Origin of the sequence: Salinicola acroporae, from assembly GCF_003206615.1 — a bacterium.
Taxonomy (GTDB): Bacteria; Pseudomonadota; Gammaproteobacteria; order Pseudomonadales; family Halomonadaceae; genus Salinicola; species Salinicola acroporae.
Window position 1 is genome coordinate 287616 of the sequence record NZ_PZJW01000006.1, and the last position, 24216, is coordinate 311831.

General features: G+C 61.8%; 17 protein-coding genes. 13 read left to right on the plus strand and 4 right to left on the minus strand.

All coding sequences use genetic code 11. The features are described 5' to 3' along the window. Positions 1-159: 159 nt before the first annotated feature. The 3 genes from DOM54_RS10670 to DOM54_RS10680 all read right to left on the minus strand — a co-directional run bounded on the left by DOM54_RS10670 (position 160) and on the right by DOM54_RS10680 (position 3898). Complete coding sequence (locus DOM54_RS10670) at positions 160-2295, minus strand: YjbH domain-containing protein (protein ID WP_240613860.1); 2136 nt, start codon at positions 2293-2295, stop codon at positions 160-162. Between the two features lie 9 nt (positions 2296-2304). After that, the gene (locus DOM54_RS10675) at positions 2305-3141 is read right to left on the minus strand and encodes a capsule biosynthesis GfcC family protein (RefSeq protein ID WP_162619832.1); all 837 of its coding nucleotides are present in this window, start codon (positions 3139-3141) and stop codon (positions 2305-2307) included. A gap of 73 nt (positions 3142-3214) precedes the next feature. Then, positions 3215-3898: a YjbF family lipoprotein gene (locus DOM54_RS10680; RefSeq protein WP_110716298.1), complete on the minus strand. Its 684-nt coding sequence runs from the start codon at positions 3896-3898 to the stop codon at positions 3215-3217. Between the two features lie 1178 nt (positions 3899-5076). Between DOM54_RS10680 and DOM54_RS10690 the strand changes: the two genes are divergently transcribed. The 13 genes from DOM54_RS10690 to DOM54_RS10750 all read left to right on the plus strand — a co-directional run bounded on the left by DOM54_RS10690 (position 5077) and on the right by DOM54_RS10750 (position 21350). Further along, complete coding sequence (locus DOM54_RS10690) at positions 5077-6261, plus strand: polysaccharide export protein (RefSeq protein WP_110716662.1); 1185 nt, start codon at positions 5077-5079, stop codon at positions 6259-6261. 1 nt (position 6262) lies between these two features. Beyond that, positions 6263-6700, plus strand: a complete 438-nt coding sequence (locus DOM54_RS10695; RefSeq protein ID WP_110716299.1) for a low molecular weight protein-tyrosine-phosphatase — start codon at positions 6263-6265, stop codon at positions 6698-6700. Between the two features lie 19 nt (positions 6701-6719). After that, on the plus strand, positions 6720-8924 hold the full coding sequence (locus DOM54_RS10700; RefSeq protein WP_110716300.1) for a polysaccharide biosynthesis tyrosine autokinase: 2205 nt from the start codon (positions 6720-6722) through the stop codon (positions 8922-8924). Positions 8925-8979: 55 nt separating this feature from the next. Continuing rightward, positions 8980-10323: a lipopolysaccharide biosynthesis protein gene (locus tag DOM54_RS10705; RefSeq protein ID WP_110716301.1), complete on the plus strand. Its 1344-nt coding sequence runs from the start codon at positions 8980-8982 to the stop codon at positions 10321-10323. A gap of 104 nt (positions 10324-10427) precedes the next feature. After that, complete coding sequence (locus DOM54_RS10710) at positions 10428-11588, plus strand: hypothetical protein (RefSeq protein ID WP_110716302.1); 1161 nt, start codon at positions 10428-10430, stop codon at positions 11586-11588. 4 nt (positions 11589-11592) lie between these two features. Beyond that, positions 11593-12678, plus strand: a complete 1086-nt coding sequence (locus tag DOM54_RS10715; RefSeq protein ID WP_110716303.1) for a glycosyltransferase family 4 protein — start codon at positions 11593-11595, stop codon at positions 12676-12678. Continuing rightward, positions 12671-13888 carry a capsular polysaccharide export protein, LipB/KpsS family gene (locus DOM54_RS10720; protein WP_110716304.1) on the plus strand — a complete coding sequence of 406 codons (1218 nt, stop codon included), beginning with the start codon at positions 12671-12673 and terminating at the stop codon, positions 13886-13888. The genes DOM54_RS10715 and DOM54_RS10720 overlap by 8 nt, the downstream gene beginning before the upstream one ends. Continuing rightward, positions 13888-14733, plus strand: a complete 846-nt coding sequence (gene kdsA / locus DOM54_RS10725; protein ID WP_110716305.1) for a 3-deoxy-8-phosphooctulonate synthase — start codon at positions 13888-13890, stop codon at positions 14731-14733. Before DOM54_RS10720 ends, kdsA begins: the two co-directional genes overlap by 1 nt. Further along, a complete protein-coding gene (locus tag DOM54_RS10730; RefSeq protein ID WP_110716306.1) occupies positions 14733-15287 on the plus strand; it encodes a KdsC family phosphatase in 555 nt (184 codons plus the stop codon). Before kdsA ends, DOM54_RS10730 begins: the two co-directional genes overlap by 1 nt. A 311-nt stretch (positions 15288-15598) precedes the next feature. Then, positions 15599-16531: a KpsF/GutQ family sugar-phosphate isomerase gene (locus DOM54_RS10735; RefSeq protein ID WP_110716307.1), complete on the plus strand. Its 933-nt coding sequence runs from the start codon at positions 15599-15601 to the stop codon at positions 16529-16531. A 169-nt stretch (positions 16532-16700) separates the two neighbouring features. Beyond that, a complete protein-coding gene (locus tag DOM54_RS10740) occupies positions 16701-18062 on the plus strand; it encodes an undecaprenyl-phosphate glucose phosphotransferase (RefSeq protein ID WP_110716308.1) in 1362 nt (453 codons plus the stop codon). 138 nt (positions 18063-18200) lie between these two features. Further along, on the plus strand, positions 18201-19259 hold the full coding sequence (locus DOM54_RS10745; protein WP_162619833.1) for an acyltransferase family protein: 1059 nt from the start codon (positions 18201-18203) through the stop codon (positions 19257-19259). 123 nt (positions 19260-19382) lie between these two features. Continuing rightward, complete coding sequence (locus tag DOM54_RS10750; protein WP_162619834.1) at positions 19383-21350, plus strand: acyltransferase family protein; 1968 nt, start codon at positions 19383-19385, stop codon at positions 21348-21350. A 395-nt stretch (positions 21351-21745) separates the two neighbouring features. Here the strand turns inward: DOM54_RS10750 and DOM54_RS10755 are convergent, their stop codons facing one another. Continuing rightward, a complete protein-coding gene (locus DOM54_RS10755; protein WP_110716311.1) occupies positions 21746-24109 on the minus strand; it encodes a right-handed parallel beta-helix repeat-containing protein in 2364 nt (787 codons plus the stop codon). Positions 24110-24216 lie beyond the last annotated feature (107 nt).

Here is a 24216-nt window from a genome sequence, read left to right on the forward strand (position 1 = left end):
TCATCGTCTCGGCCTCATTGTAGCGGGACGAGTCGGCGGGGCCGGCCGGATCCGGCACTCAATGATTGCCACGGCGAGGATATCGGATCGTCGAGTCGAGGCAAGAACGGCGCCTGCGAGGCGCCGTTCGAGAGCGAGGCTGGCAGATCGCGCGCGTCGCTATTCCCAGAGCCTGTCGTAGTCATTCCAGTAGTGACCCATGTCGCGATCCTGGGTCAGGCCATACAGCGTGTAGCGGCGGGAGAGACGAGCGCCGCCATCGCGGGTCAGCGGCTGCCAGGCGATGGTCGTGCTGCTGCGGCTCGATTCCGAGAAGAAGACATCGAGCGGGATCGAGACGTAGAGCCCCTTGTCGAAACTGCCCTCGCCGTAGTCGTCGCCGGCGTCTGTCAGTGTCGCCCAGGCGCCGATCCGCACCCCGGAATCGAACTGGCGGGAGAGATCGAACGTCGCACCGAGGTCCTTGGCCAGATAGCGACCCACGCTGACCTGAGCGAGAACGTCCTCGATTCCGGTCTCGATATAGGCGGTCGCGTGGCCGGTCCAGGTGTCGTAGTCGCGCATGTCGAAGCGCTGGTCGAAATCCCGCTGCTTGACCCAGTTGAGGTCGACGCCGAACGCTACCGGACTGTTGAACGGGCGATAGAGCACTTCGCCACCGGCGCCGGCATACATCATCTCGAGCAGACCGCCGTAGGCCATGCCGTACCAGTCCTGGCCGAATCGCAGGGTGCGGGTGTACTGCAGGTTGTAGATACCGAGACTGGTTTCATCCAGATAGCGGTTGATGTTGGTGCGAACGCGAGGCAGCCTCGAATTGGCGACATAGTCGAAGTCATCGAAATTGTCCGCCAGGTTCAGGGCGGCGCGGCCGCTGAACCAGCCGTTGGGGTCGGTGCGGTATTCGGCGTCGAGCTTGGCATAGACCTGATAGAGGTAGCCGTCGGGGCCTCCCAAGTTCTGATTCAAGCCCGGTGACAGGCTCCAGGTGAACTGATCGAGATTGTTCTGATAGAGCAGCTCGCCAGCGGGAGGGGTGTCGCCGGGTTGCGTCAACGCCGAGGCATACAGACCGTAGTGATACTGCTGGTCGTAGGACGTGGAACCGGCTGCGTCGAGATAGGCCTGGCGATCATGGACGTCGTCGCGCAGTCCCATGCCGACACTCTGCCAGCGGTAGCGGTACGTGCCGATATCTTCCGCGGTATGGTTGTTGAGGATGCGATTGGCGCGGCCTTCGCTTTCCAGCATCGAGCGATATTTGGTCGCCTCGGCCTCGACGATCAGCTCATCGTCGTCGCGGGTGATACGCCGCACGCGCATCCCGGCATTGGCCTGCAGTTCCGAACTGACGGCTTGCCAGTCCCGCGCGGTCCGCTCCGGTGCCGCCTGGATCGGCACCGGGCTGGGGTCATCGGTCTTGGGTTGGGCAAGGCCGGCAAGGTTGCCTCGGAAGGTGATGCCGAACATGGCGGTGTCGCCGCGCTCCCATCCGGCGCTCAACGAGACGTTGTCGTTGAGGCTCAGGCGGGCCCCCAGATTGACCGGAGAGGATTGATCCAGGGTGGTCTCGAACGGTTCGTTCCGGTAGTCGTTGCCATCGTATTCGAGCTGGAGGGTCAAAGGCTCCCAGCCGGTCTGGTATTCGATACCGCCGAACAGTCCGACGTCGCCGCTGAAGATGTCGCCGAACTCGAAGTCGCCGGCTTCATCGGGGTTCTCCGTGGAGCGCTCGTCGAAGCGGTCCGAGACTGCCGACAGCGGATTGCCGATGCCGCCGCCATGGGCCAGATAGCCCCAGCCCAGCCCGAGCGTGAAATCGAAGTCGTACCAGCGCTTGCTGGCGACCAGATACTCGCTGCCGAAGAGGCCGGTACCACCGAAGTCGCGAAAGCCCAGCGCCACGGCTGGCGTATTGCGGTCCTCCTCGAGCAGCCGGAACTTGAAGTCGATCCCCTTATCCAGATAGGCGCGCCCGGGATCGCTGGAGGCCGGGTAGTCCTGGTTGGTGATCGCCGTGTAGCGAAAGCCGGCCTCCAGCCAGTCCATGGGCTGAAAGCTGATGTTGTAGCGGAGGTAAGGCGACACATGGCTGTGATTGAGGGAGATGTCCCCCAATGGGGCCATGCGTGCCGTTGGCGTCTGCATCAGCCCGATACCGCCGAAATCGGTGCGGGCCTGGCCCAGGTCCGCTTGCACGATGGGGGCGTGCGCCATCAGCATCGGGAGCGAGACTCCCATGACCGGGGTAAAAAGGCGCAGCTGCGTCCAGCGGCGATCTGCGAATATCGTCATGAGCATGGCTTATTGATAGAGATGGGCTGGATCGAGCGTGATGCATTCGTCGCCGGGCAAGCGTGTGGCCAGAAACTGGGGTAGGGCCATATCGACCCACTGGGCGCCGACGGAATCCAGGGGCAGGGCGACCACCACGCGGGTGCCCGGAACCAGTGGGGCCCGCTGGTGATTCCAGGCGGCGATGCCCAAGCGATGGATTTCGCCCTGAGGGCTCACCAGTTGCAGTGTATCGGCACCGGTATAGGCGTCCCCGTCGAGTCGGGCGAGCAGCGTATCGGTGGTCATGCCCGGCTCCCATGCCAGTCTGGTAACGCCCAGGGGCGTCCAGGCCTCGATCCAGTCGGGGGTCTGGCACCAGCCCAGTGCATCGACATCCTCGAGTTGGGGAACCTGACGCAGATGCGCCATCAGCCAGGTCGGATCGACGCGCCCCGGTATCCGACTCTTGTCCAGTTTGCCGATCGCCTCCCGCCACGCCTCCAAGCCGTTATCGACCCGTGGCGCCGCCAGTAGCCGGGCCTGCATCGCAAGCCCCTCCAGCTCGGCGTCGAGGCGGCGTTGGCGCTGCCGGTCCTCGGCCGTTGCGTCATCTCGAGCCACGAAGGCACGCGACCAGTTGACCGTGGTCTCCCGTTCCACGGTCAACCAGGCATCGAGCAGCGAAGGGGAAGGCGACGGCGGTCGACGTCCCTCGATATCGATGGTGACGGTCGAGGTCGGTGCGCTGTCGTCCTGGGCTCCGGCGGTGCCGGCCAGGCCGAGACCGCACAGTACGATGGCGATCCAGTGACAGGTACTACGCCATGGCTGGCGCCGATGATACGGGAAACGGGGGGTCACCATGTGTCGATCTCGTCCTTGCTGCACTTCACGAAAATCCCTGTATCGCTCTCGCCGCAGGGCGACGGTGTCAGGGTCACCAAGGGCGGGCGACCTGCCAGTCGAATACCGGCGCCCCGGGCCACGGTTGGGTTTCGACAGCCCACAGGCGACCATCTTCCGGCGCTCGCCAAAGTGTGCCGTGAGTGACGTTGCCATCCTGCCAGTTCACGGTTTCATGGCAGACCTGCAACGCTCGAGACATGAGCGGCAGTTCGATTCGGGAAGGTGTCGCGTCACACTCGAGCAGGGCTGTCGCCTGGCCGTGGTGCAGTTCGCCATCCGCCGTCTGCCACTCCCGCGTGAGACGATAGGCGATCGATGAGGAGATCCCTCTCCAAGGGCTTTCGCCGACAATCTCGCCTTTCGCGTCGATGAGTCGGGTGTCGATCAAGTTCTGCTCGAGACCGGCGCTACTGTGCAGGTAGCCATCCTTCAGGGCGACGGTGGCCGAGTCGCGGAACTGCCAGTAGGTCATGTCTCCAACCTGACTCGCCAGGATCACCAGTCCGCCATGCCCCCCGACGTGAAAGTCGAGCGACGCGTAGGAAGTGGCGGCGGCTTGGTCGGACACGCCCCCGGTGGCGGATCCCGGGACCAGGCCATCAAGGGAGCGCCCACTGCCCAGGGAGCAGCCTGAGAGGATGAGGCTGGCCATGGCGAGACAAAAGAAGACCGCCCGAGGGCGGTCTTCCAGGCGGTAATGACGTGCTGCTGTCATTACCGGGTCCCGGTCGTACCGGTGGTGCCGGTCGTTCCGGTAGTGCCGTCACTGCCCCCTGCTGCGGCCAGCGCACCGACCGACGATGCCGCGGTGCTGGTGCCGACAGACGACGCTGTCGATGCACTAGCGGCGGTGCCGGCTCCGGCGGCGCTGCCCGTTGCAACTTCCTGGGCGACGGCGAGTGAAGAGACAGCCATTAACGCGACTGCCATTATGGCCAGTTTCTTCATAAGTACCTCCTAACGTGTTGGTTAAACCAACGATGTGGTCCGAAGACCACCTGTATTCTTACCAATATCACGTATCTGAGCAATTATAACTTTCAATTTTCTGACGTTGTAGTGTGTCAAAAAAAAGACACCCGGGTCGTTGCACTGAATGGCATCAAGTATAGTTAGTCATCTCCATTATGGTGCAAGCGCTGCACGATAAAGCAATAAAATTATAATGTGTTTTTATGAAACATTAGTTGTCTTTAGTGTGAGTATCGAGTTTTATTTGTCTAATAATGGCGACAGCTGAACCATTTGTAAGGTTCACGAATCGCGGAAATTGGCCGATTGGCAGGGAGAAGCGCTAGGCGCATGGCACCTCGCTTGGGCCGAAAGCCCGGTGCTGTGAGGCGATTTCACACGAAGCGTCCTATAAGTTATTGAAAATCAAAAGCAGGCACTCCCAATGCCCGGGTTTGTTTCATTGGGTTTCCTGTGTCACTTGATGTGTGTTTTAAAGGGTTGATGGTAACTTTCTGCTTTTGTTGATAATTCCGGCTGTCGCGAATTCGTCACACCGGATCGTTATCAGTAGGGGTCAGATCCATGTGGGTTCGTGGAATTCTTGGTTCTTGCACACTTTGAAAACCGTTTTTGTAACTCAGGGGTTAGCTATTTTGTTTGATTTGAAAAGTTGGCACGCTATTGGCATTGGTTGATTTGCGAGGAGGCTGAGTCAAGGATTGCTCGACTTCAAATGTTGCGCATCGGTGATCGGCGGGCGTCGATGATGCGCCATTCTTTTCTATGGAGAACTCGACACGATAATCAGGGCTTCGGGGAATGCCGTTAAAATCCCGGGGCGGTAGCGTGTTTAAAATTTATTTTAACAGCGGATGTCATTCACGGGTCATAGTAGTCAGGGCTTTATATGGACGAAATAAAGGGTGTTCGACAGGGATGATGAAAACTCGCGAAGGTTGCAGTCGCTCTATTTTCCGATGGTGTTTGCCCGTGTTGGCGTTATCGCTGGTCGTTACCGCCTCCGGCTGCGCCTTTGCGCCCGGGGGACACATCGACTATGACACGGATTCTGCCCCTATCGATGATCTGGTCGATATAGAGCCGATCACGCTGGGCCTGGTCCGGACACAGCAGGCGACGACGTCACTACGAGGTGGGAGCGGCGAAGATGCCGACCTGCAGCGGGCGGCGGTCGCTTCCCACGATGACCCGGCGCTGGACGACCGCTACGAGTATCACATCGGCATTGGTGACGTGCTGTCGATCATCGTCTACGACCACCCGGAGTTGACCATACCTGCCGGAAGCGAGCGGCCGACGGAAGACACGGGCAATACGGTCTACAGCGACGGAACGATCTTCTATCCCTACGTGGGACGTATCCAGGTGGCCGGACGCACGGTGGAGGATGTCCGCTCCCAGCTTCAGCGGCGCCTGGCGACCTACGTCACCGAACCCCAGGTCGATGTCAAGGTCGTGGGCTTCAATTCTCAGAAGGTGTACGTCACCGGGCAGGTCGAGAATCCCGGGGTGATGCCCGTCACCAACGTTCCGATGACGGTGCTGGATGCCATCAATCTCGGTGGCGGCCTCAATGGGGAAGCCAACTGGCACGACGTGGTGCTGTCGAGAGGCAGCGTCGAAACGCATATCGACGTCTATTCGATGCTTCAGAACGGCGATATGCGCCAGAACCAGTTGCTTCGGGACGGGGATGTGCTCCATGTATCCGATATTGGCAGTCAGAAGGTCTTCGTCATGGGCGAAGTGATGGACCCGGTGACGCTGCCAATGGGGAATTCGCGCCTCTCGCTGACCGATGCGCTGTCCCAGGCAGGCGGGATGGACGAGACCCAGGCCAACGCGAAGGGCATTTTCGTGATCCGTCAATCCGCGCCGGACAGCGGCAAGCTGGCCACGGTCTATCAGCTCGATGCACGCAATACGACGGCGCTGGTGCTCGGGGCGCAGTTCATGCTGCAGCCCACCGATATCGTCTATGTCACCGCCGCGCCGCTGAGTCGTTGGAACCGGGTCATCAACCAACTGACCCCGACGATCAGTTCCGTCTATCAGGTGACACGAGCCACGCGTGACTTCGACGAACTTCGCGACGGCAACTGACATGTTCGATCGAATACTGGTGTTGTGCACCGGCAATATCTGCCGCAGCCCGGTGGCCGAGGCGCTGCTGAGGCAGCGATTCCCCGGCAGGCAGATCGACTCCGCGGGGCTGGGGGCGGTGGTCGGCGAGGGCGCGGACCCCACGGCCCGGGAACTGGCGGAGCGGGAGGGACTGGACCTGTCCGCCCATGTCGCGCGACAGGTCGATGTCGGCATGTTGCAGTCCGCCGACCTGGTCCTGGTGATGTCCGATGGTCAGCGTCGAGCGGTGACGGAGCTGCATCCCGCCGCCAGTGGCAAGACGATGCTTCTCACTCGGTGGACCGGGGAGGGCGAGGTGCCCGATCCCTATCGCAAGAGTCGGAGCGCTTTCGAACACGTTCATCGTTTGCTGACACAAGCTGCAGATGCCTGGGTAGGCAAGTTGCCGGATCGCTGAAAGGATGCAAAAACCCCACATGACCACAAGCAACACATCGACGACATCGACAGCGAGTAACCACGAAGAGATAGACATTCGTCGGCTGCTGGGGATCTTGCTGGATCACAAGAAATGGGTGATGGCGAGCGTTCTGGGCTTCGCGTTGATCGGAATCGTGTACGCCAGCCTGGCGACACCCATCTATCGGGCCGATGCCTTGGTGCAGATCGAGAGTGATTCGCCGGGCAACAATCCGCTCCAGGAGGTGACGAGTCTGCTGGGCGAGAAGCCGCCGACGCTCTCCGAGATCGAGATCATTCGGTCACGGATGGTGCTGGGCCAGGCGGTCGACCTGCTCAATCTCGACATCAACGTTGCGCCGGTTACCCTGCCGATCATCGGAGCGTTCTTCGAGCGTCAAGGCATCGGGCGGCCCGGGTTCGCCAGCGGCTGGGGCTATGCGTTCAGCGGCGAGACCATCGCTGTCAGTGAGATGCCGATGGCCGATGCCTATCTCGGCAAGACGTTCACCCTCGAGGTCCAGGACAGCTACACCTACCGTTTGCGGGATGCCGACGGGGAGTCTCTGGGGTCGGGCAAGGTCGGCCAGTTGAGTACGTTCCTGAACGGTGACGTTGCCATGCGGGTCACCTCGATCCAGGCACCAGCCGGCGCCGAGTTCACCGTCCAACACGTGCCCCGACTGGCAGCCATCAACGGCTTGCGGGGGCGCTTCGAGGTCGGGGAGGCCGGCAGCGAGACGGGGATCCTCAGCTGGAGCCTGACTGGCCCGGATCCGGATGCCGCCAAGAAGACGCTCAATACGATCGCCGACATTTACTACTCGCAGAACGTTCAACGGCAATCGGAAGAGGCACGCAAGAGCCTCGAGTTCCTGAATACTCAGGTGCCGCAGATCCGTAGCCAGTTGAACGAATCGGAGGAAAAACTCAACGAGTATCGTGAGTCCAAGGATAGTGTCGACCTCTCGTTGGAGACGAAATCGGTCCTTGAGCGGATCGTGAATCTGGAATCCCAGTTGAACGAACTGGAGATGAGCGAGGCGGAGATCTCGCAGCGTTTCACCAAGAGTCACCCGACCTATCAGGCGCTGCTGGAGAAGAAGGCGCAGCTCCAGCGCGAGCGGGACAATCTCGACAAGCAGGTCAAGGGGTTGCCGGAGACTCAGCAAGAGATCCTGCGGCTGCAGCGGGACGTCGAGGTGACCAACGAGATCTACGTCCAACTGCTCAACAAGGTGCAGGAGACCAAGATAGCCGAGGCCAGCACGGTGGGTAACGTGCGGATTCTGGACGGTGCCGAGGTTCTGCCGGCACCGGTGGCACCGAACAAGCCACTACTGGTCGCCGTTGCCATCATCGTCGGCTTGATCGTCGGGGTTGCCGCCGTCTTCCTCAGGGCGCTGTTCAACCGCGGTATCGAAACCCAGGAGCAGATCGAGGATCTGGGGCTGCCGGTCTACGCCACCATTCCGCTGTCGGACGAGCAGGGCAAGCTGAATCGACGCGTGAAGCGCTCCGGCAAGGAGTACGCCCGCAGCTATCCCAGCGGTCTGCTGGCCGCGCGCAATCCCGCCGATGTCTCGGTCGAGGCGCTGCGTGGGCTGCGGACCAGTCTTCACTTCGCCATGCTCGAGGCGGGCAACAATCGGCTGATGATCACTGGACCCAGCCCGGGCGTGGGCAAGAGCTTCGTCAGCGTCAATCTGGCGACGGTGTGTGCCCAGGCGGGACAGCGCGTGCTCGTCGTCGATGCCGATATGCGCAAGGGGCAGATCCACAGCGCTTTCGGCGCCGCTTCCGAGAACGGGTTGAGCGATGTGCTGTCCGGCAAGCAGGGGCTCGAGCAGGTGATTCGCCCGGTCGACAAGGTGGACAATCTGCATTACGTCGCCCGTGGCATGGCGCCGCCGAATCCGTCCGAACTCCTGATGACGCCGCGTTTCAGCGAATTCCTCGCTCAGGTCAGCGAACGCTTCGACCTGGTCATCGTCGATTCTCCGCCGATTCTCGCGGTGACCGACGCGGCCATCATCGGCAAGCAGATGGGCACGACGCTGATGCTCGCCCGGTTCCAGACCAACCCGGTCAAGGAGCTGGAGTTGGCGATCGGCCGGCTGAGGACGGCGGGCGTCGAGCCCCGAGGCGCTATCTTCAATGCCGTGGAGCGCAAGGCCGCTACCGAGTACGGCTATGGCTACTACCACTACAGCTACAAATGATGGCCACCCGACCGTTCGAATCCCGATGGATTGATCCAACTCCGGGACTATCCTCATGACGCTTTCTCTGCTGGGCGGCAGACACGCCCGGATCGTTTCGCGATTGCGAGGCGAGTTGTTCGTCAACCTCTGCCGCACCTTCGCCGCCAGGGGCATCGCCGCGCTGGGGACGATCCTGCTGGGGGTCGTCCTGGGTCGCTTCTACGGTGCCCAGGGCGTGGGGGTCTTCGCGTTGGCCCAGAGCGTCATCTTCGGTGCGGGCATCATTGCCTGCTACGGCCTCAATGGGTCGCTGATGCGCTACATCAGCCAGGACAACGCCAGCCCCTACATCCTGCGCTACCTGCGTTGGGCGCTGGTGCGGGCGGGCTGGCTGAGCCTGCTCCTGGGGGGCGGGATCGGCCTGCTGCACCGTCAGATCGCCGAGGCCTTTGGTTCGCCCGAGCTCTCGTCGCTGCTGATCAGCATCGCGGTGGCGACGCCGGCCTTCACGCTGTCGTTCGTGCTGGCGGGGTTCCTGAAAGGCGTGAACATGCCAGCCAGGGCGAGTCTGCAGGAGAACGGCTCGATATCGCTGCTGGCCGCACTCTGCATCCTGGCTACGGTTTTCGTCACCGATTCCCGCTCGCTGCCGCAGGCCGGCTGGGCATTCTGTCTGTCGGCCTGGCTGGTATGCCTGCAGGGGACTCTCCAGATGGTGCTGTGGTTGCGCCGTCATCCCGCCGTGCAGCGTACCGACGGGGGGAATACCGAGGCGCTGCCTCATCGAGGCGAGTTCTTCGCCACCGCGCAGAGCTTCATCGTCCTCAACCTGTCGATGTTTCTCCAGCAGGTGGTGGCGATGTTGATTGCCGGGGCGCTGCTGAGTCACGCCGATCTCGGGCTGTTCAAGTCCGCCGAGCGAGTCGGCATGGTCATCAGCTTCATTCTGCTGGTCATCAACGCGGTCTTCCCGCCGCGTTTCGCGCAGCTTTTCCATCGTGGCGAGCACGAGGCGCTGGGGCGGCTGGCCCGCCAGAGCTCGATGGTCGCGGCGGGCATGGCAACGCCGCTGGCGATCGTCTGCTTGCTCTTCCCGGAGTGGGTGCTGGGCTGGTTCGGGCCGGAGTTCCGCGAGGCGGCGAGCCTGTTGCGTATCGTCGTCATCGGCCACCTCGTCAACGTGTCGTTCGGCTCGGTGGGTTTCCTGTTGACGATGACGGGGCGAGAGAAGGTGATGCGCAATATTTCCCTGGTCTGCAGCGCTCTGGGACTGTTGGCTTTCGTGGTGTTGATCCCGCTATGGGGGGCGGTCGGTGCCGCGATCTCTCTCGCCATGGTGCTGGGGATGCAGAACCTGGTCGCGGCATGTTTCGTCTGGCGTCGGATGGGCATCGTCATGCTGCCGATCCGGCGCTGAACCGCCACGGATGCCGGGGGCGGACCGGCTCCGGCTCGGCACCTTACCTTGATCGAAATCGCAGGCCACGGATTGCCGTCGGCGGTTAATGGATAGCGAGAGACATGCTGGTAATCAACGCCAAACGGCTGTTCGTGGCAATGGCGATCGTTTTCGCCATCGCGCTACCGAAATCGGGGGTCGCCGTGGGCGGCATCCCCCTCAATACCATCTATCTGCTGATCTGCTTCTCGTTCCCGATCCTGTTTATCAAGGCGATCCTGGGGACGGGCCAGCTGGGCCGCCAGGATCGCTACTCGATCTACATCTGGTTGCTGATGCCGTTCTGGGCGTTGTTCCTGACGGTGACGCTGCTCAACGGTATTGCCAGCGTCGGGATCTACTTCGGTTACATCATGGCGCTGATCGTGGTGCCGATCTTCTTCTACCTATGGTCGAAACGGCTGTCGGCGGAGAACGTTCGCTATCTGTTGGTCTGTCTGCGCAACTGCACTCGGTTCGCAGTCGCCTTCGGTCTCTTCCTCTTCGTTCTCAAGATCGGAACCGGGCAATATTTCTCCATCCCCGCACTGACCACGACCTTCGGCGCCGAGCGGACCCTCGAGGCCCGGATGAACGATCGCGGCGGGATCTACAAGCTGTTCTCGACCTACAACAACGGCAATATCTACGCGGTCTGCATGATCATGCTGCTGCCGGTCTACGCCGTCATCGAGAAGAACCGGTTGTGGCTCCTGGCGCTGATGCTGACGATCATGTTGACGCTCTCGCGCACCGCCTGGGCACTGTTGCTGATCTACTGCGCGTTCGAGTACCTGATCTTCAACAAGGCCATATCGGTCAAGAAACTGATCGTGATCTGCCTGGCGGTGTGCCTGGTGGTACCGGGCATCATTGGACTGCTGGGCATGATGGGCAAGGACGTCACGTTCCTTTTCGACAGCAATCTGGGCGGCCGGGCGGCTTATCTGGAGTACTTTTTCGATGCCGGTCTGATCTCCAGTACGCCGATCTACTGGTCCTACGAGATCCCCTACGTCTCCATCGCGGAGTTCGTCGGCCTGATTGGATTGATCCCTTTTCTGATGTTCTTCGCCAACATCGTGATGGCGCGGAGTCTCTTCGACGCGACCCGGCCGATCAGTCGCGCCGCTTCGATCGGGTGCGTGATGTATTGGGTCGCGACCTTCTCCGATGCCGCGCTGGTGCTGGTCCCGACCTTCATCATCTATTGCCTGCTGGTAATGCTCTCCTTCAGCGAGTGAATTCATGAAAATCATGCATGTGTGCGAGACGGTGACCGGCGGCATCGCCACGTATCTGAACAATGTGGTGGCGGAGCAGGCGCGACGTCCGGAAGTCGAGGCCGTGTCGGTGTTGCTGCCGCTCACCCAGCTCGAAGAGATCAACCTGGGCGATATCGACGAGCTGCAGGGCAAGATCCATATCGTCGGGTTCGAGGGAGACGGCCGGATCCAGCGACTGAAGCATCTTGCACTGCGTCTGCGCGGCGCGGTGTCCCAGGCACGCCCCGATGTGGTGCATGTCCACAGTACCTTCGCCGGCTTCCTCTGCCGCGCATTGCCGGTCTCTTTCCACGGCGCCAAGTTGATCTATCAGCCTCATGGGGTCGCGTTCGACCCACATCGCATCTCCGGCCTCAAGAAACATGGCATCGAGTGGGTGGAGAGAGTGTTGTACCGACGCACCGACGGTGTCGTCGCCATCTCGGAGTATGAGCGCGCACTGCTGGAAGCGGCTGGGATGGGGGACAAGACGCTGCTGATCAAGAACTGCGTGCGCGATACTCGGGAGGCGATCGGCGAGGGGCGCAAGGAGGATTTCTATCTGTTTATCGGGCGTTTCGATCGTCAGAAAGGGTTCGACCAGCTCCACGCGTTCTGGGGCGAGGATCGCCCGCCGCTGAAGATCGTCGGCGGCAACGTCGTCGATTCCGATGCCACGTTTACCGCCCGCGACAACATGGAATTTCTCGGGTGGCAGGACAATACCGCCCTCGACGGGCTGATCGCGCGGGCCAAGGCACTGATTGTCCCCAGCCGCTGGGAGGGATTCGGGCTGGTGGTTCTGGAGGCGTACCGCAATGCCACCCCGGTGATCTGCTCGAATCGCGGTGCACTGCCCGAGCTGGTGAGTCATGGCGAGACAGGCTTCGTCTTCGACTTCGACGACTTCTCGGCCTCTCTCTGCGCGGCGATGACGTCCTTCGACCGCTGCGACCGGCAGGCGATGGGCCGGCGCTGCCGTGAGCATTACGAGCGGGATTTCTCGCCGGCGAGCATGAATACCGAACTCTTGAAACTCTACCAGCCTAGTGGGCAGTGCTATGTATAGTCAGGTTCTGATCAACATCTCCAATCCCGAGGATTATCGCTTCTTCAAGCGCGTCTTCGCCGCCCCCGGCGCCAAGGGTTGTCGTGTCGAGTTCGTGGCCAACAACCTGATCATGTATGTCTACCTGACGCTGAAGCGCGAGACGGTGTTCATGCCGCGCCGAGGCCGCGGTCGTACCTGCCGCGAGAACAACTTCAGCATCCTGACCGGTCGCTTGACCCACGCGCAGGCCGACAGGGTCTATTCCGGTTTCGCGGAGTTCATCGAGCGAGAGCAACCCAAGCGCCAGTGGGACCTCTACATTCTGCCGAGCGGTCGCCTCGCGTCGCAGTCGGCACTGGCCGATCATGCTCGAGCCAATGGCATCGACGTGCTCTACACCGGCTACGGCAATATCGGCAACAAGACCTTCGCGGACCCGCAGGGTACCGACATGCAGTCCTATCTCTACGAGCATGTGGAGGTCCTCGACGATTACCCGGTCGATCTCGATGCCTTTCGCCGGTGGAAGCGCGAGTACACCGCCGCGCGCATGAAGCGGCACGTGATCGGGCAGGCGCGAAAGCTCGATTTCAAGACAGTGTTCCAGAAGTTCGTCCAGGTGGTGGGATGCCGCCTCGAGGCGATCCTGGGTTACGCCGGCGAGAACGCCTACGGCTTCGACGAGCTCAGGAAGCTCCGCAAGGCGGATGAGGTCGCCCTCGACGAGATGGATTGGGAAACGCCCTACCTGTTCTTTCCGATGCAGGTGAGTACCGACGCCCAGATCATCCTGAATTACCACAAGAACAGCGTGATCGATGGTCTCAAGGAAGCGATCGCGATGGCCAGGGAGAAGGGGTTGAGGCTGGTGATCAAGCCACATCCGGCGGAGATCAACCAGGCCATCCCTTCGATTCTGGCCGGGCTGCGGGCGGAGCACGGTTTCCTCATCGTCAACGAGAATACCTTCCAGTTGCTGGATCGGGCGGTCGAGGTGGTGACGATCAACTCCACGGTGGGTCTCGAGGCCAAGCTACTGGACAAGAAGGTGACGTTTCTGGGCAATACCTTCTATGCCCACTTCAGCGAGCGTCGTCTGGCGGCCTACATCGATCACTATCTGGTGAACGAGGACTACTTTCAGGATACTCCCTTCAGCGAAGCGAATTTCGTTAAGCTAATGGACCGCGCAAGATTGCATTCAATGGATAGAAGTGAGGTGGCTTGATGAAATCCGTATCGGTCGGCGGGCTGGCAGTGGCCAACGACGCGCCTTTCACGCTGTTTGGCGGCATCAACGTGCTGGAGGACCTCGACAGCACCTTGAGGGCCTGCGAGGCCTATGTCGAAGTGACCGGAAAGCTGGGTATTCCCTACGTGTTCAAGGCGTCGTTCGACAAGGCCAACCGCTCATCGATTCACTCCTTTCGCGGCGTGGGTCTCGACGAGGGGCTGAAAATCTTCGAGGCGGTCAAGCGCGAATTCGACGTGCCCGTCATTACCGACGTGCATGAGGTAGCGCAGGCCCAACCCGTCGCCGAGGTCGCTGACGTGATCCAGCTGCCGGCGTTTCTGGCCCGCCAGACAGACCTCGTCGTGGCCATGGCTCGGACCGGAAAGCCGATCAACATCAAGAAACCGCAGTTCTTGAGCCCGGGGCAGGTCAAGAACATCGTCGACAAGTGCGCCGAAGCGGGCAACGAGCAGGTGATCCTGTGCGAACGCGGCAGTTGCTTCGGCTACGACAATCTGGTCGTCGACATGCTGGGCTTCCGCGAGATGATGAACGTCAGCAGCAACGCGCCGGTGATCTTCGACGTGACCCATAGCCTGCAGCGCCGTGATCCGACCAGCGAGGCCTCGGGTGGGCGTCGTCGCCAGGCTCTCGAACTCGCCCGCGCCGGGATGGCGGTGGGGCTGGGGGGGCTCTTTCTCGAGTCGCATCCCGATCCCGACAACGCGCGTTGCGATGGTCCCAGCGCGCTGCCGCTCGACAAGCTGGAACCGTTCCTGGCCCAGATCAAGGCGGTGGACGATCTGGTCAAGAGCCTGCCAGCCGTCGAGATCGATTGATGCTCCGTCCGGATCTTCGTGACCAGATCGAACTCGTGCTGTTCGATGTCGATGGCGTGCTGACCGACGGAACGCTGCTGATCGGCCCGGAGGGCGAATCGCTCAAGCCGTTCAACGTGCGTGATGGCGTCGCGATCGGGCTGCTGAAGCAGCATGGCATCAAGAGCGGCGTGCTGTCGGCCAAGTCGAGCCAGCCACTACTGACGCGAGCTACCCAGTTGGGCATGGACGTGATCAAGATCGGCTTCAGTCGCAAGCTCGAAGCCATCCAGCAGATCGCCGAGGAGCAGGGCATTGCCGCCGAGCGTATCGCGTTCGCCGGTGACGATATCATCGATATCCCGGTGATGCGGAAAGTCGCCGCGGCCTATGCCCCGGCCGACGCCCACCCGCTGGTTCTCGAGGCTGCCGACCATGTGATGACGACCGCCGGCGGTCGTGGTGTCGCACGCGAGATTGCCGAGGACCTGCTCTTGGCGCGGGGCCTCGACCTGGCCGGGATGTACGCGCACATGCTGGGAGATGACGACGCGCTGCGTCGCCTGGTCCAGTAACGCCGGCGGGAGGAGGGCGCTCGCACCTCCCGCCATGTCTCAAGTCGCCGAACTCCCCCTCCGGCGCCCGAGTCACCGGCCGCCCGGCCGGTGACCCTGTCGAGGCCCTGGTCCTCGATCCCTGAAGCCCTCAGGTTTCGGAGGCTCGGCCTTCGACTCTCGATCCTATCGATATCTTTCTTATCGCGAAGTCGCGCGTCAGCGCGCGCTCGAATCATGGGCCTCGATGCCGTCGGTGCGGCGTCATCGGTCCGCCGACGGCAGTCAGCCAGTCCGGTCTGACAGCTACCCGTGTCAGGGAGGAGCAGTGAATGAATCTGGAATATCTGGAAACGGCCCGACAGGTCTTCGTCAAGGAAGCCGAATCGCTTCTGGAGGTTTCCCGCAAGCTCGACAACGACCTGAGCGCCGCCATCGACGCCATCCTGCAGACGCCGGGACGGGTGATTGTCTGCGGAATGGGCAAATCCGGCATCGTCGGTCGCAAGATAGCGGCGACGCTGGCGAGCACCGGCAGCCCGAGCTTCTTCATGCACCCGGGTGAGGCGTACCACGGCGACCTGGGCATGGTGACGCCTCACGACGTCTTCCTGGCGATCTCCAATTCGGGAGAGACGGAGGAGGTCGTCAAGCTGATCCCCTATCTCAAGGACAACGGCAACTACCTGGTCGGCATGACCGGTAACCGGAGCTCGACGCTGGCGCGGGCTTCCCATAGCCATCTCGATATCGGTGTCGTCGAGGAGGCTTGTCCGCTGCAGCTGGCGCCGACATCGTCGACCACCGCCACGCTGGCGATGGGGGACGCGCTGGCGGTGACGCTGATGAAGGCGCGGGATTTCCAACCCGAGAACTTTGCCCGGTTCCACCCGGGGGGCTCGCTCGGGCGGCGCCTGTTGAGCCGGGTCGAGCATGAGATGCGCAGCGACAACCTGCCGGTGGTCAAGGCGGAGGCGGAGGTGCTCGATGTGATTCAGGCGATGTCGCGCGGACAGTTGGGGATGGCGGTGGTCCAGCACAACGACAGTTGGGGGGTCATCACCGATGGTGACATTCGCCGTGCCATCGAGAAATACGGCGAATACGTCTTTTCCAAGAAGGCCTACGACTTCATGACGCCGCAGGCGTCGCGAATTGCCCCGACGGCCCGTGTCGAGGATGCGTTGGCGATGATGGAGTCCAGGAAAATCAATGCCCTGCTGGTTTTCGACAATGACCGGCTGGTGGGGGTTTTCCAGAAATAGCGGGCGGGTTCGGGCGGCTGTCCGCCGAGACCTGAACGTGATTTCCCGGACGCTTTTAAGGATGGATCTCGATGACGGAGTGTGAAATGACCTTCAAGGATGAGGTCCGGCAGCAGTTTTCAACAACAGCTATGTCAAGGGTCATCAGGATGATATCGGGAGAACGAATATGAGAAGTCTGAATCCTGTCAGGCGGTTGGCACCGTTGATCGACGTCATGGCGATTGTGTTGGCGGGGATTCTCGCCAACGGGATCCGGTTCCAGACGACGCAACTGGAGAGCGTCAATGCGCTGGTGCTGATCGTGATGGCGCTGGCTGTCGTGCTGATCAACCTGTCCGGCGGCGGTTACAGCAAGTGGCGCTCCACCCGGCTACGCAGCCGGATCTATCGGCTGCTGTGGGTATGGGCCGCGGTATTCGCGGCAGTGAGCATCCTGATGTTCCTGCTCAAGCTGTCGGACGAGGTGTCCCGCCAGTGGCTGGTGTTCACCTTCATGCTGTCGTTCTGTCTGGTCGCCGCCTCCCGGGCGCTGCTGATGATGCTGACGATGTACCACAACGGCAGCATTCGCAATCGACGCAAGGTGTTCCTGGTCGGGCCTGAGGAGAATCTGCTCGATGTGGCGCGTTCGTTGCGTCGGCATCAGGAGCAGGGGTATGCGATCGCCGGCGTCTGCCGCGGGCGCGTGCTGCGGGCGGAGAAGGCGCCGCGCAACCTGGCTCGCCGGGTGGAGAAGTCGGGTGCCCATGAGGTGTGGATCTGCCTGTCCGTCTCCGAGGGCGAACATGTCAAGGCGATCATGTACAACCTCCGCCATCTGCCGCTGGAAATTCGCTTCATTCCCCATTTTGCCGACATCCCGCTGCTCAACCATCGCGTCAGCCATATCGCCGGCACCCATGCCATCGACCTTAGCGTCAGCCCGATAGCCGGCAGTGCATTGTGGGTCAAGCGGCTCGAGGACATCGTCATCGGCGGTCTGATCCTGCTGCTGATCGCGCCGGTCTGCGCGGCTTGCGCCATCGCCGTCAAGTTCTCATCCCCCGGCCCGGTGCTGTTCAAGCAACTGCGTACCGGTGCCAATGGCCAAGACGTTCAGGTCTACAAGTTTCGCTCGATGAAACTGCATCAGGAGGAGAACGGCCAGGTTGCCCAGGCGACGCGGCGGGATCCTCGAATCACGCGGGTCGGCGCGTTTCTGCGCCGTACCTCGCTGGATGAGTTGCCGCAGTTCATCAACGTGATTCAGGGGCGCATGTCGATCGTCGGCCCGCGGCCCCATGCCTTGGCGCACAACGAGTATTACAAGGACCTGGTCGAGTCGTACATGCAGCGGCACATGGTGAAACCGGGGATTACCGGCTGGGCCCAGGTTCGTGGTTTCCGCGGTGAGACCGATACGCTGGACAAGATGCAGCACCGCGTCGAGCACGACCTCTGGTACATCAACAATTGGTCCTTGCTGCTGGACCTCAAGATCATCTTCCTGACGGTCTTCAAGGGTTTCACCGGCAACAACGCCTACTGATCCTTTCCTGTCTTCGGCCGCCGCTGGCCGCCGCAGTCCTCTCGTATCAAACGCAATCTCGCCGCTGCCTTCTCATCCGCTGTGACGTCGGCGGGACAAGTGCGGCGCGCTTCAACCCAATGCCCAAGGAAAGCTCTCGTGGAACAGACGACGGCAGCACGCTATCGATGGATCGATCTCGTCAGAGGGACGGCAGTCGTCCTGGTGATCGTGCTTCATTCCCAGTACGGGATTTCGATTCGCTATGACGGACTCTGGTCCTGGCTCCCGCTGATGTCTGAATATCTGGCACCGTTCAGGATGCCGGTGCTGATGTTCCTGTCGGGCCTGATGGTGGCGCGGTCACTCCGGAAAGGGCCGCGGCGGTTCTTCACCGGAAAGCTCAAGAACATTGCCCACCCCTACGTGGTGTGGACGCTCGTGGCCTTCGTGCTCTATTCACTGCGCTGGGTGCTGATGAACGAGCCCATGCCGGATGAGCTGTTTCCGCTGCTGATCCTGCCCTACAACTATCTCTGGTTCCTGTACTGCCTCTTCATCTACTACATCCTCGCTTTCTTCCTGTTCAAGTTGAGTGCCAAGGGTGCGGTCGCGGTGACGTTGGTCGGCTATCTGCTCTATTTCTACCTGGCCCAGCACCTGGCACCGGATTGGCTGCTGGTGCCGGACGACGACGGCCGGATGGTGCCGACGCTACCGACCAAGATCGTCTTCTATGCGGTCTTCTTCATGCTCGGCGGCTGGCTGGGCGAAAACCTGAGCGGATTCGCCGAGGGGCTCGCGCGGCTGAATCCGTTGGTGGTCTGGCTGCTGGTGGCGATCTGCCTGGCTGGCTACCTGCTGCCGCTGCATCCATTCTCGCCGGTCTATCTGCTGATCTCCCTGGCGTCGCTGGTGCCGCTGGCGCGTCTCGCCATGCTTGGGTGGGTGCAGCGCTGCACGACACTGCTGCAGTGGTGCGGACGCCAGTCGATCGTGCTTTTCGTTGCCCACATGCCGATCATTCTGGTGATCGTCACGGTCCTGTCGAAAGCGATGCCCGATTCGAATGCCAACCTGGTGTTCGCGCTGCTCTTCGTCGTGACCTTTATCTGCTGCTGTGTTCTGGCACGTATGTCTCAGCGCTGGGCCGCGGTCAGATTCCTGTTCGCCTACAACCTGAAGGGGCGTCAGGTTCGGGTCGGGAGCCGGGCCTGACTCCCCTGGCCGGGAGTTGATCGGGGAGGCCCGCCGATTGTCGGTGGGGGCATGGATAGCGCTTTGCGCCGGGCGTTCGCCGTCTCGCGGGAAGGTATTTAGGGAATGGAAAGGAGCCATTCGTTGGGTAAGGAACAGAAGTATCTCTACGAGATCCAGGGGTTGCGAGCCGTCGCGGCACTGATGGTCGCCGTCTATCACATCTGGATTCAGCGCGTCTCGGGCGGCGTCGATGTCTTCTTCGTGGTTGCCGCCTTCTTCGTCGTGGGATCGCTGACACGTCGGGTGCCGCTGTCGTTGGCCGATGTGCTGGATTACTACGGCAAGACACTACGGCGGCTACTGCCGAGCGCGGCGCTGGTGGTGTGCACGACGATTCTACTGTCAATGTGGTTGATGCCGGACTCGATGTGGCGCAACCAGATCAAGCATGCAATGGCGTCGATGCTGTTTCTGGAGAACTGGTCGCTGGCGTTGACTGCCACCGACTATCTCCAGCAGGGGGCACCGCCGTCGCCGTTTCAACAGCTCTGGGCACTGGCGGTTCAGGTACAGTTCTATTTCGCGTTTCCGCTGCTGCTTTGGGCAGGGTTGAAGCTCGATTCACGCCGGGGGCGTGGGGACAACCGCTCCTGCGTGCTGCTGCTGGTGGCAATCACCGTCCTGTCGCTCTGCTACAGCATCTACATTACCGAGAAGAATCAATCCTGGGCCTATTTCGATACCTTTGCCCGGGCTTGGGAATTCGCCCTTGGCGGGCTGCTCGCGCTCGGGATATCGCGGGTCTCGCTGTCACCGTCCGCTGCGAAGATGCTGGGTTGGATCTCGCTGGTCGTGCTGACGACCTTCGCCCTGTTTCTCGACGTTTCGACCCTGTTCCCCGGCGTCGTCGCCCTGGTGCCGGTGCTTGCCGCGATCGGAATCGTCATCGCGGCGCGGAACCGGTGCGACATGCGGTTGCTGAACAACCGATTCGTCGTCTGGTTCGGGGACATGTCGTTCTCGTTCTATCTCTGGCACTGGCCGCTGCTCTCTTTCTATCGCTATGTCACCGGATCGTTCGATGTCGGCCTCCTTCCGGGGCTGGCGATCATCGGCGGGGCCGGCGTTCTCGCCTTCCTGACCACATGGGGCCTCGAAACACCGGTGCGGCGCTCGACGCTGCTGTCTCGTCGGCGCATTCACACCTATGGCGCCTGCGTGCTGTTGATGGCATTTCCCCTTGCCTCGTTGGCAATGTGGTATCAGGACTATCAGGGGCGTAGCGCGGCAGCTAGATCGGAACTCGCGGCGTTCCTGCGCGCGCCCGATGGTCCTGATGACGATCTCCAGCCGTCGACCCTGATCGCCAGCATGGATCTGCCCGCATCCTCGTTCGATGGTTGCCATCAGAACTATCTGCAGCCCGAGGTCAGAGAGTGTACTTATGGCGATCCGGATGCGGACTATACGGTCGTGCTCGCGGGCGGCTCCCATGCCCAGCACTGGCTGGCGGCACTGAAGGTCGCAGCGGAGCGCGAGGCGTTCCGGTTGATCTCGATGACAAAGGGGGCCTGCATGCTATCGACCGATCCGCATGCCCGCTATCAGGTCAACCCATCCTGTCTGGCATGGAATCGAGAGGCACTCGAGCGTCTTGGCGAGTTGAAACCCGACCTGGTATTTACCACGGCGACTCGAGGACAGGGGCCGGAGGAGCGCGTGCCCAAGGGGTATCGGCAAGCGTGGCAGCGGTTGGCCGACGACGACATCGATGTACTCGCGATTCGCGACAACCCCTGGTACGGGTTCGACGTGCCCAAGTGTGTCGACCTCCAGGATAATCCGAGCGTGGCGTGTTCCATCCCCAGGCGCTCGGTGTTGAAGGCGCAATCGCCCACCGACCAGGTTCACCTGCCGAACGTCCAGTTCGCCGACCTGAGCGATCTCTTCTGCGACGACCGGCGCTGCTCGCCGCTGCGGGACAACGTGTTGGTCTACCGCGATGATCATCACATTACCAACACGTTCTCCTATCTGGCGGCGGATCGCATCATCGCGGCGCTGCATCGGGCGGAGTCGACATTCGACGACCCACCTCGAGGAGGTTGAAACGCAAGGCGCCGGCAGGATACTGCCGGCGAGTCATCCTCGTGCCCAACTCGTCAGTGCGCGTCAACTTATCGATCCATCGATCCCATCAGCTGCAGGAGAGTGCGTCATGCCAAGCCGACGTCAAGTGCTGGCCGCGGGACTTGGCAGCCTGGCGATCGTCGCCATGCCGTCCCTGGCCATGGAAGCCCGCGGGAAATCATCCAAGTCATCGTCAAGGCCACCGAACCCGGCAGGGCAGGTTAAGCAAACCCCATCCCAGGGTGCCATCCGTCTCCGCCAGGCGGAGGGGCTTATCGTGCTGGGATAGCCCGACATCGAGAAGGACGGTGGGCGGCTTGCGCTGAAGTGAAACGGTTCGCGACCGTGTCGACCCGATTCCACCGAGGTCCGGTTCAGCGCGGGCGGGTTGCCTTGAGACCAACGCGTAGCTCGCGGTAGCGTGCGATGCCTTCGTTCTGGTCGGTCTCGACGTCGACGGGGGAAAAGCTCAGGTCTCGGTTGTTCAGGGTTTCCAACTGAAGCGCCGCACCGCCGGCTCGCTGGTTGATATTCAGTGCCGCCATCCGACTCCCTTTCGTCACCAGGTTGCCGTGTAGACGGAAGGCGTGGCCTGGCGAGCGGCCCGAGCGGCGGGCGTCGCCGATCAAGATCGAGGTGTCGACGCCAGGCACGTCGATTCGACACTCGATGATGTCGACGATGGTCACGCCCCCGTAGGCGCGCGCCTGGGCCAACAGCGGTATCACCCCCGACGGTTGGTCGACCGTCGACTCGATGACCCCTCCTTGCCAGCGGGCGTAGCTTGCGCTGTTGGGGCCGATGGCCACGAGGGCGTCGCCGTCCGACGCCGGCTTGGTGAATGTGAAACGATTGTCCTGCAGGTACTGTTCCCGCGCGTTGCTGTGCGCGCGCAGGTCCATCACGACGTTGTGGTGGTTGACGTTGCGGTAGGTGACATTGACCCAGGAGTCGACCGCCACCAGGCCAAAGCCTTCCCCCTCGTAGACGAACGATCCGGTATCCAGCACCACATCCTGTTCGAAGTCCGGATCCTCGAATCCCGCCAGGCGCCTGAACAGCGTCTTCCCCAGCCCCGGCTTGAAACGCTTCGTCGCGTAGCGCTCGCGCAGTCGCGCCGCTTCAGCGGTTTGCCGCGCATGGAAATTCTTGATCACGTTGCCGCGGGTCGCGTAGAAGATCGAGATGCCGAAATTGCCGGCATTGACCGAGTGGATGCCGTCGAACAGGCAGTAGGTGCAGCCTTCGAAATCGAACGCCGTATCACTCACGTCCCTGGCGCTGCAGCCGAAGATCTTGACGTTGTGGGCGTTGTTGAAATAGATCGCGCCGTTGGAGCGGGTGCAGTGGACGTCGCTGATATAGCCGTCCCGCAGGCGTCGCATCCAGCGTAGTTCGCCCCCCTTGCCGGGCCTGGCCGATCCTCCCCAGCCGGAAATGTTGCAGTAGTCCATGCGCACGTGGGCAATGCTGAAGTCACTCACGAAGTTGAGCCGCACGGCCACGGCTGCCTTGCCGTCTCCAGGGGTATAGCTGTAGCGATCGGTGCCCCCGGTAAGGTGGCTGATGCGAATGCCCTGGTTGAGATCGTCCGGGGTATCGGGATCGAAGCCCGCGATGACGGCGTTGTCGGTGGTGGGGTCGTCCTCGTGCGCCAGCGAATAGCGGCGGTTGAGCTCCAGTTCATGGAAGAACTTGATGCCGCCGCAGCGGACGTGATGATTGTCGTGGTAGTCGACGCCGCGCACGCAGACCAGGGTGGCCGCGGCGCTGGCGAAGTCGCTGGCCTCGAAGGTCAGCCCCCGCAGCTCGATGTCGTGGCTGAAACCGAGGTCGACATCGCCGACGGGCCGCCCTTCGGCCCAGGCCTTCACCACATGGGGTTCGCGCAGCCAGAACAGGCCGTCGCGAAAAGAGGCGCCGACGTAGTCGCTGACGATTCGACTGTTGGCGAGCGCGCCATCGCCGATGATGCGCGTGCCGGAACAGAGTCGAATCCGCTGCTCGCCGACGTAGAGACCGCGCTCTGCGGGCAGGCTGGGCAGGTACTTGGTGCGATAGGGTGTCTTGTCGAGGGTTTCCTGGAGCCAGGCCGATTCGTCCGTGCCGGCGCGGCCATTGTCGTCGAGGCCGTAATCGGCGCGAAACCCAACCTTGAGCAGGTGGACGTCGTGACTGTCGTGTTGATACGCCGCGCCATCAGCCGCCCACAGCGTGAAATGGTGATAGTCGGCGCGCTCGTCATCGCCAGCCAGCCAGGCTCGTTGACCGGCGCGTGACGGATCGTCCCGGGCCACGCAACGTTTCAGTTCGACATTGACCTCGTCGGCCAGGTCGTGGTGGAAGCGGCGGCAGATGACCGCGCAGCCGTCGGGTACGCGATGCGCGGGCCAGTTCCTGAGGGTATCGACCGAGTCGATGACCAGCAGCCGCTGATCTAGCGCCTCGGTCAAGGACTGTTGGCCGGAGGCGGAGTGAACTTCTCCCTGATCGAAGAACTGTGTGTTCAGGCGTTGGTGGCTGTCGTCACTCCGAACCTCGATTCGATAGTGTCCGTTGGGTGCCGCGAACTGGATCTGGCCATCGTCACCAGCGGAGAAGGGGTTGTCGAGCGGGTCGCCACCGGCGTTGCGGAGCGTCGCCACCGGATCGCCATCCTCGAGGGCATACACGGTGACCCGGGCGTGGGGAATGACTCGGCCGTCGGTTCCTTGGGCAAAGAAGGTTTTCAATTCCATATCATCGTGCGCCTGAGCCTAATCCGTTAGTCGCATTATCCGGGCTCGACATGGACGATGCCTTAGCGAAGCGTTGTTCTTTTGTAAGGGGGATGGCGCATTGGGTA

What these genes read in the sequence shown, in the direction of transcription:
- DOM54_RS10695 (WP_110716299.1), top strand. Translation starts at nt 6,263, where the DNA reads ATGTTCGATCGAATACTGGTGTTGTGCACCGGCAATATCTGCCGCAGC.
- kdsA (WP_110716305.1), top strand. Translation starts at nt 13,888, where the DNA reads ATGAAATCCGTATCGGTCGGCGGGCTGGCAGTGGCCAACGACGCGCCT.
- DOM54_RS10700 (WP_110716300.1), top strand. Translation starts at nt 6,720, where the DNA reads ATGACCACAAGCAACACATCGACGACATCGACAGCGAGTAACCACGAA.
- DOM54_RS10670 (WP_240613860.1), bottom strand. Translation starts at nt 2,295, where the DNA reads ATGACGATATTCGCAGATCGCCGCTGGACGCAGCTGCGCCTTTTTACC.
- DOM54_RS10705 (WP_110716301.1), top strand. Translation starts at nt 8,980, where the DNA reads ATGACGCTTTCTCTGCTGGGCGGCAGACACGCCCGGATCGTTTCGCGA.
- DOM54_RS10755 (WP_110716311.1), bottom strand. Translation starts at nt 24,109, where the DNA reads ATGGAATTGAAAACCTTCTTTGCCCAAGGAACCGACGGCCGAGTCATT.
- DOM54_RS10715 (WP_110716303.1), top strand. Translation starts at nt 11,593, where the DNA reads ATGAAAATCATGCATGTGTGCGAGACGGTGACCGGCGGCATCGCCACG.
- DOM54_RS10720 (WP_110716304.1), top strand. Translation starts at nt 12,671, where the DNA reads ATGTATAGTCAGGTTCTGATCAACATCTCCAATCCCGAGGATTATCGC.
- DOM54_RS10710 (WP_110716302.1), top strand. Translation starts at nt 10,428, where the DNA reads ATGCTGGTAATCAACGCCAAACGGCTGTTCGTGGCAATGGCGATCGTT.
- DOM54_RS10675 (WP_162619832.1), bottom strand. Translation starts at nt 3,141, where the DNA reads ATGGTGACCCCCCGTTTCCCGTATCATCGGCGCCAGCCATGGCGTAGT.
- DOM54_RS10740 (WP_110716308.1), top strand. Translation starts at nt 16,701, where the DNA reads ATGAGAAGTCTGAATCCTGTCAGGCGGTTGGCACCGTTGATCGACGTC.
- DOM54_RS10730 (WP_110716306.1), top strand. Translation starts at nt 14,733, where the DNA reads ATGCTCCGTCCGGATCTTCGTGACCAGATCGAACTCGTGCTGTTCGAT.
- DOM54_RS10735 (WP_110716307.1), top strand. Translation starts at nt 15,599, where the DNA reads ATGAATCTGGAATATCTGGAAACGGCCCGACAGGTCTTCGTCAAGGAA.
- DOM54_RS10690 (WP_110716662.1), top strand. Translation starts at nt 5,077, where the DNA reads ATGAAAACTCGCGAAGGTTGCAGTCGCTCTATTTTCCGATGGTGTTTG.
- DOM54_RS10680 (WP_110716298.1), bottom strand. Translation starts at nt 3,898, where the DNA reads ATGACAGCAGCACGTCATTACCGCCTGGAAGACCGCCCTCGGGCGGTC.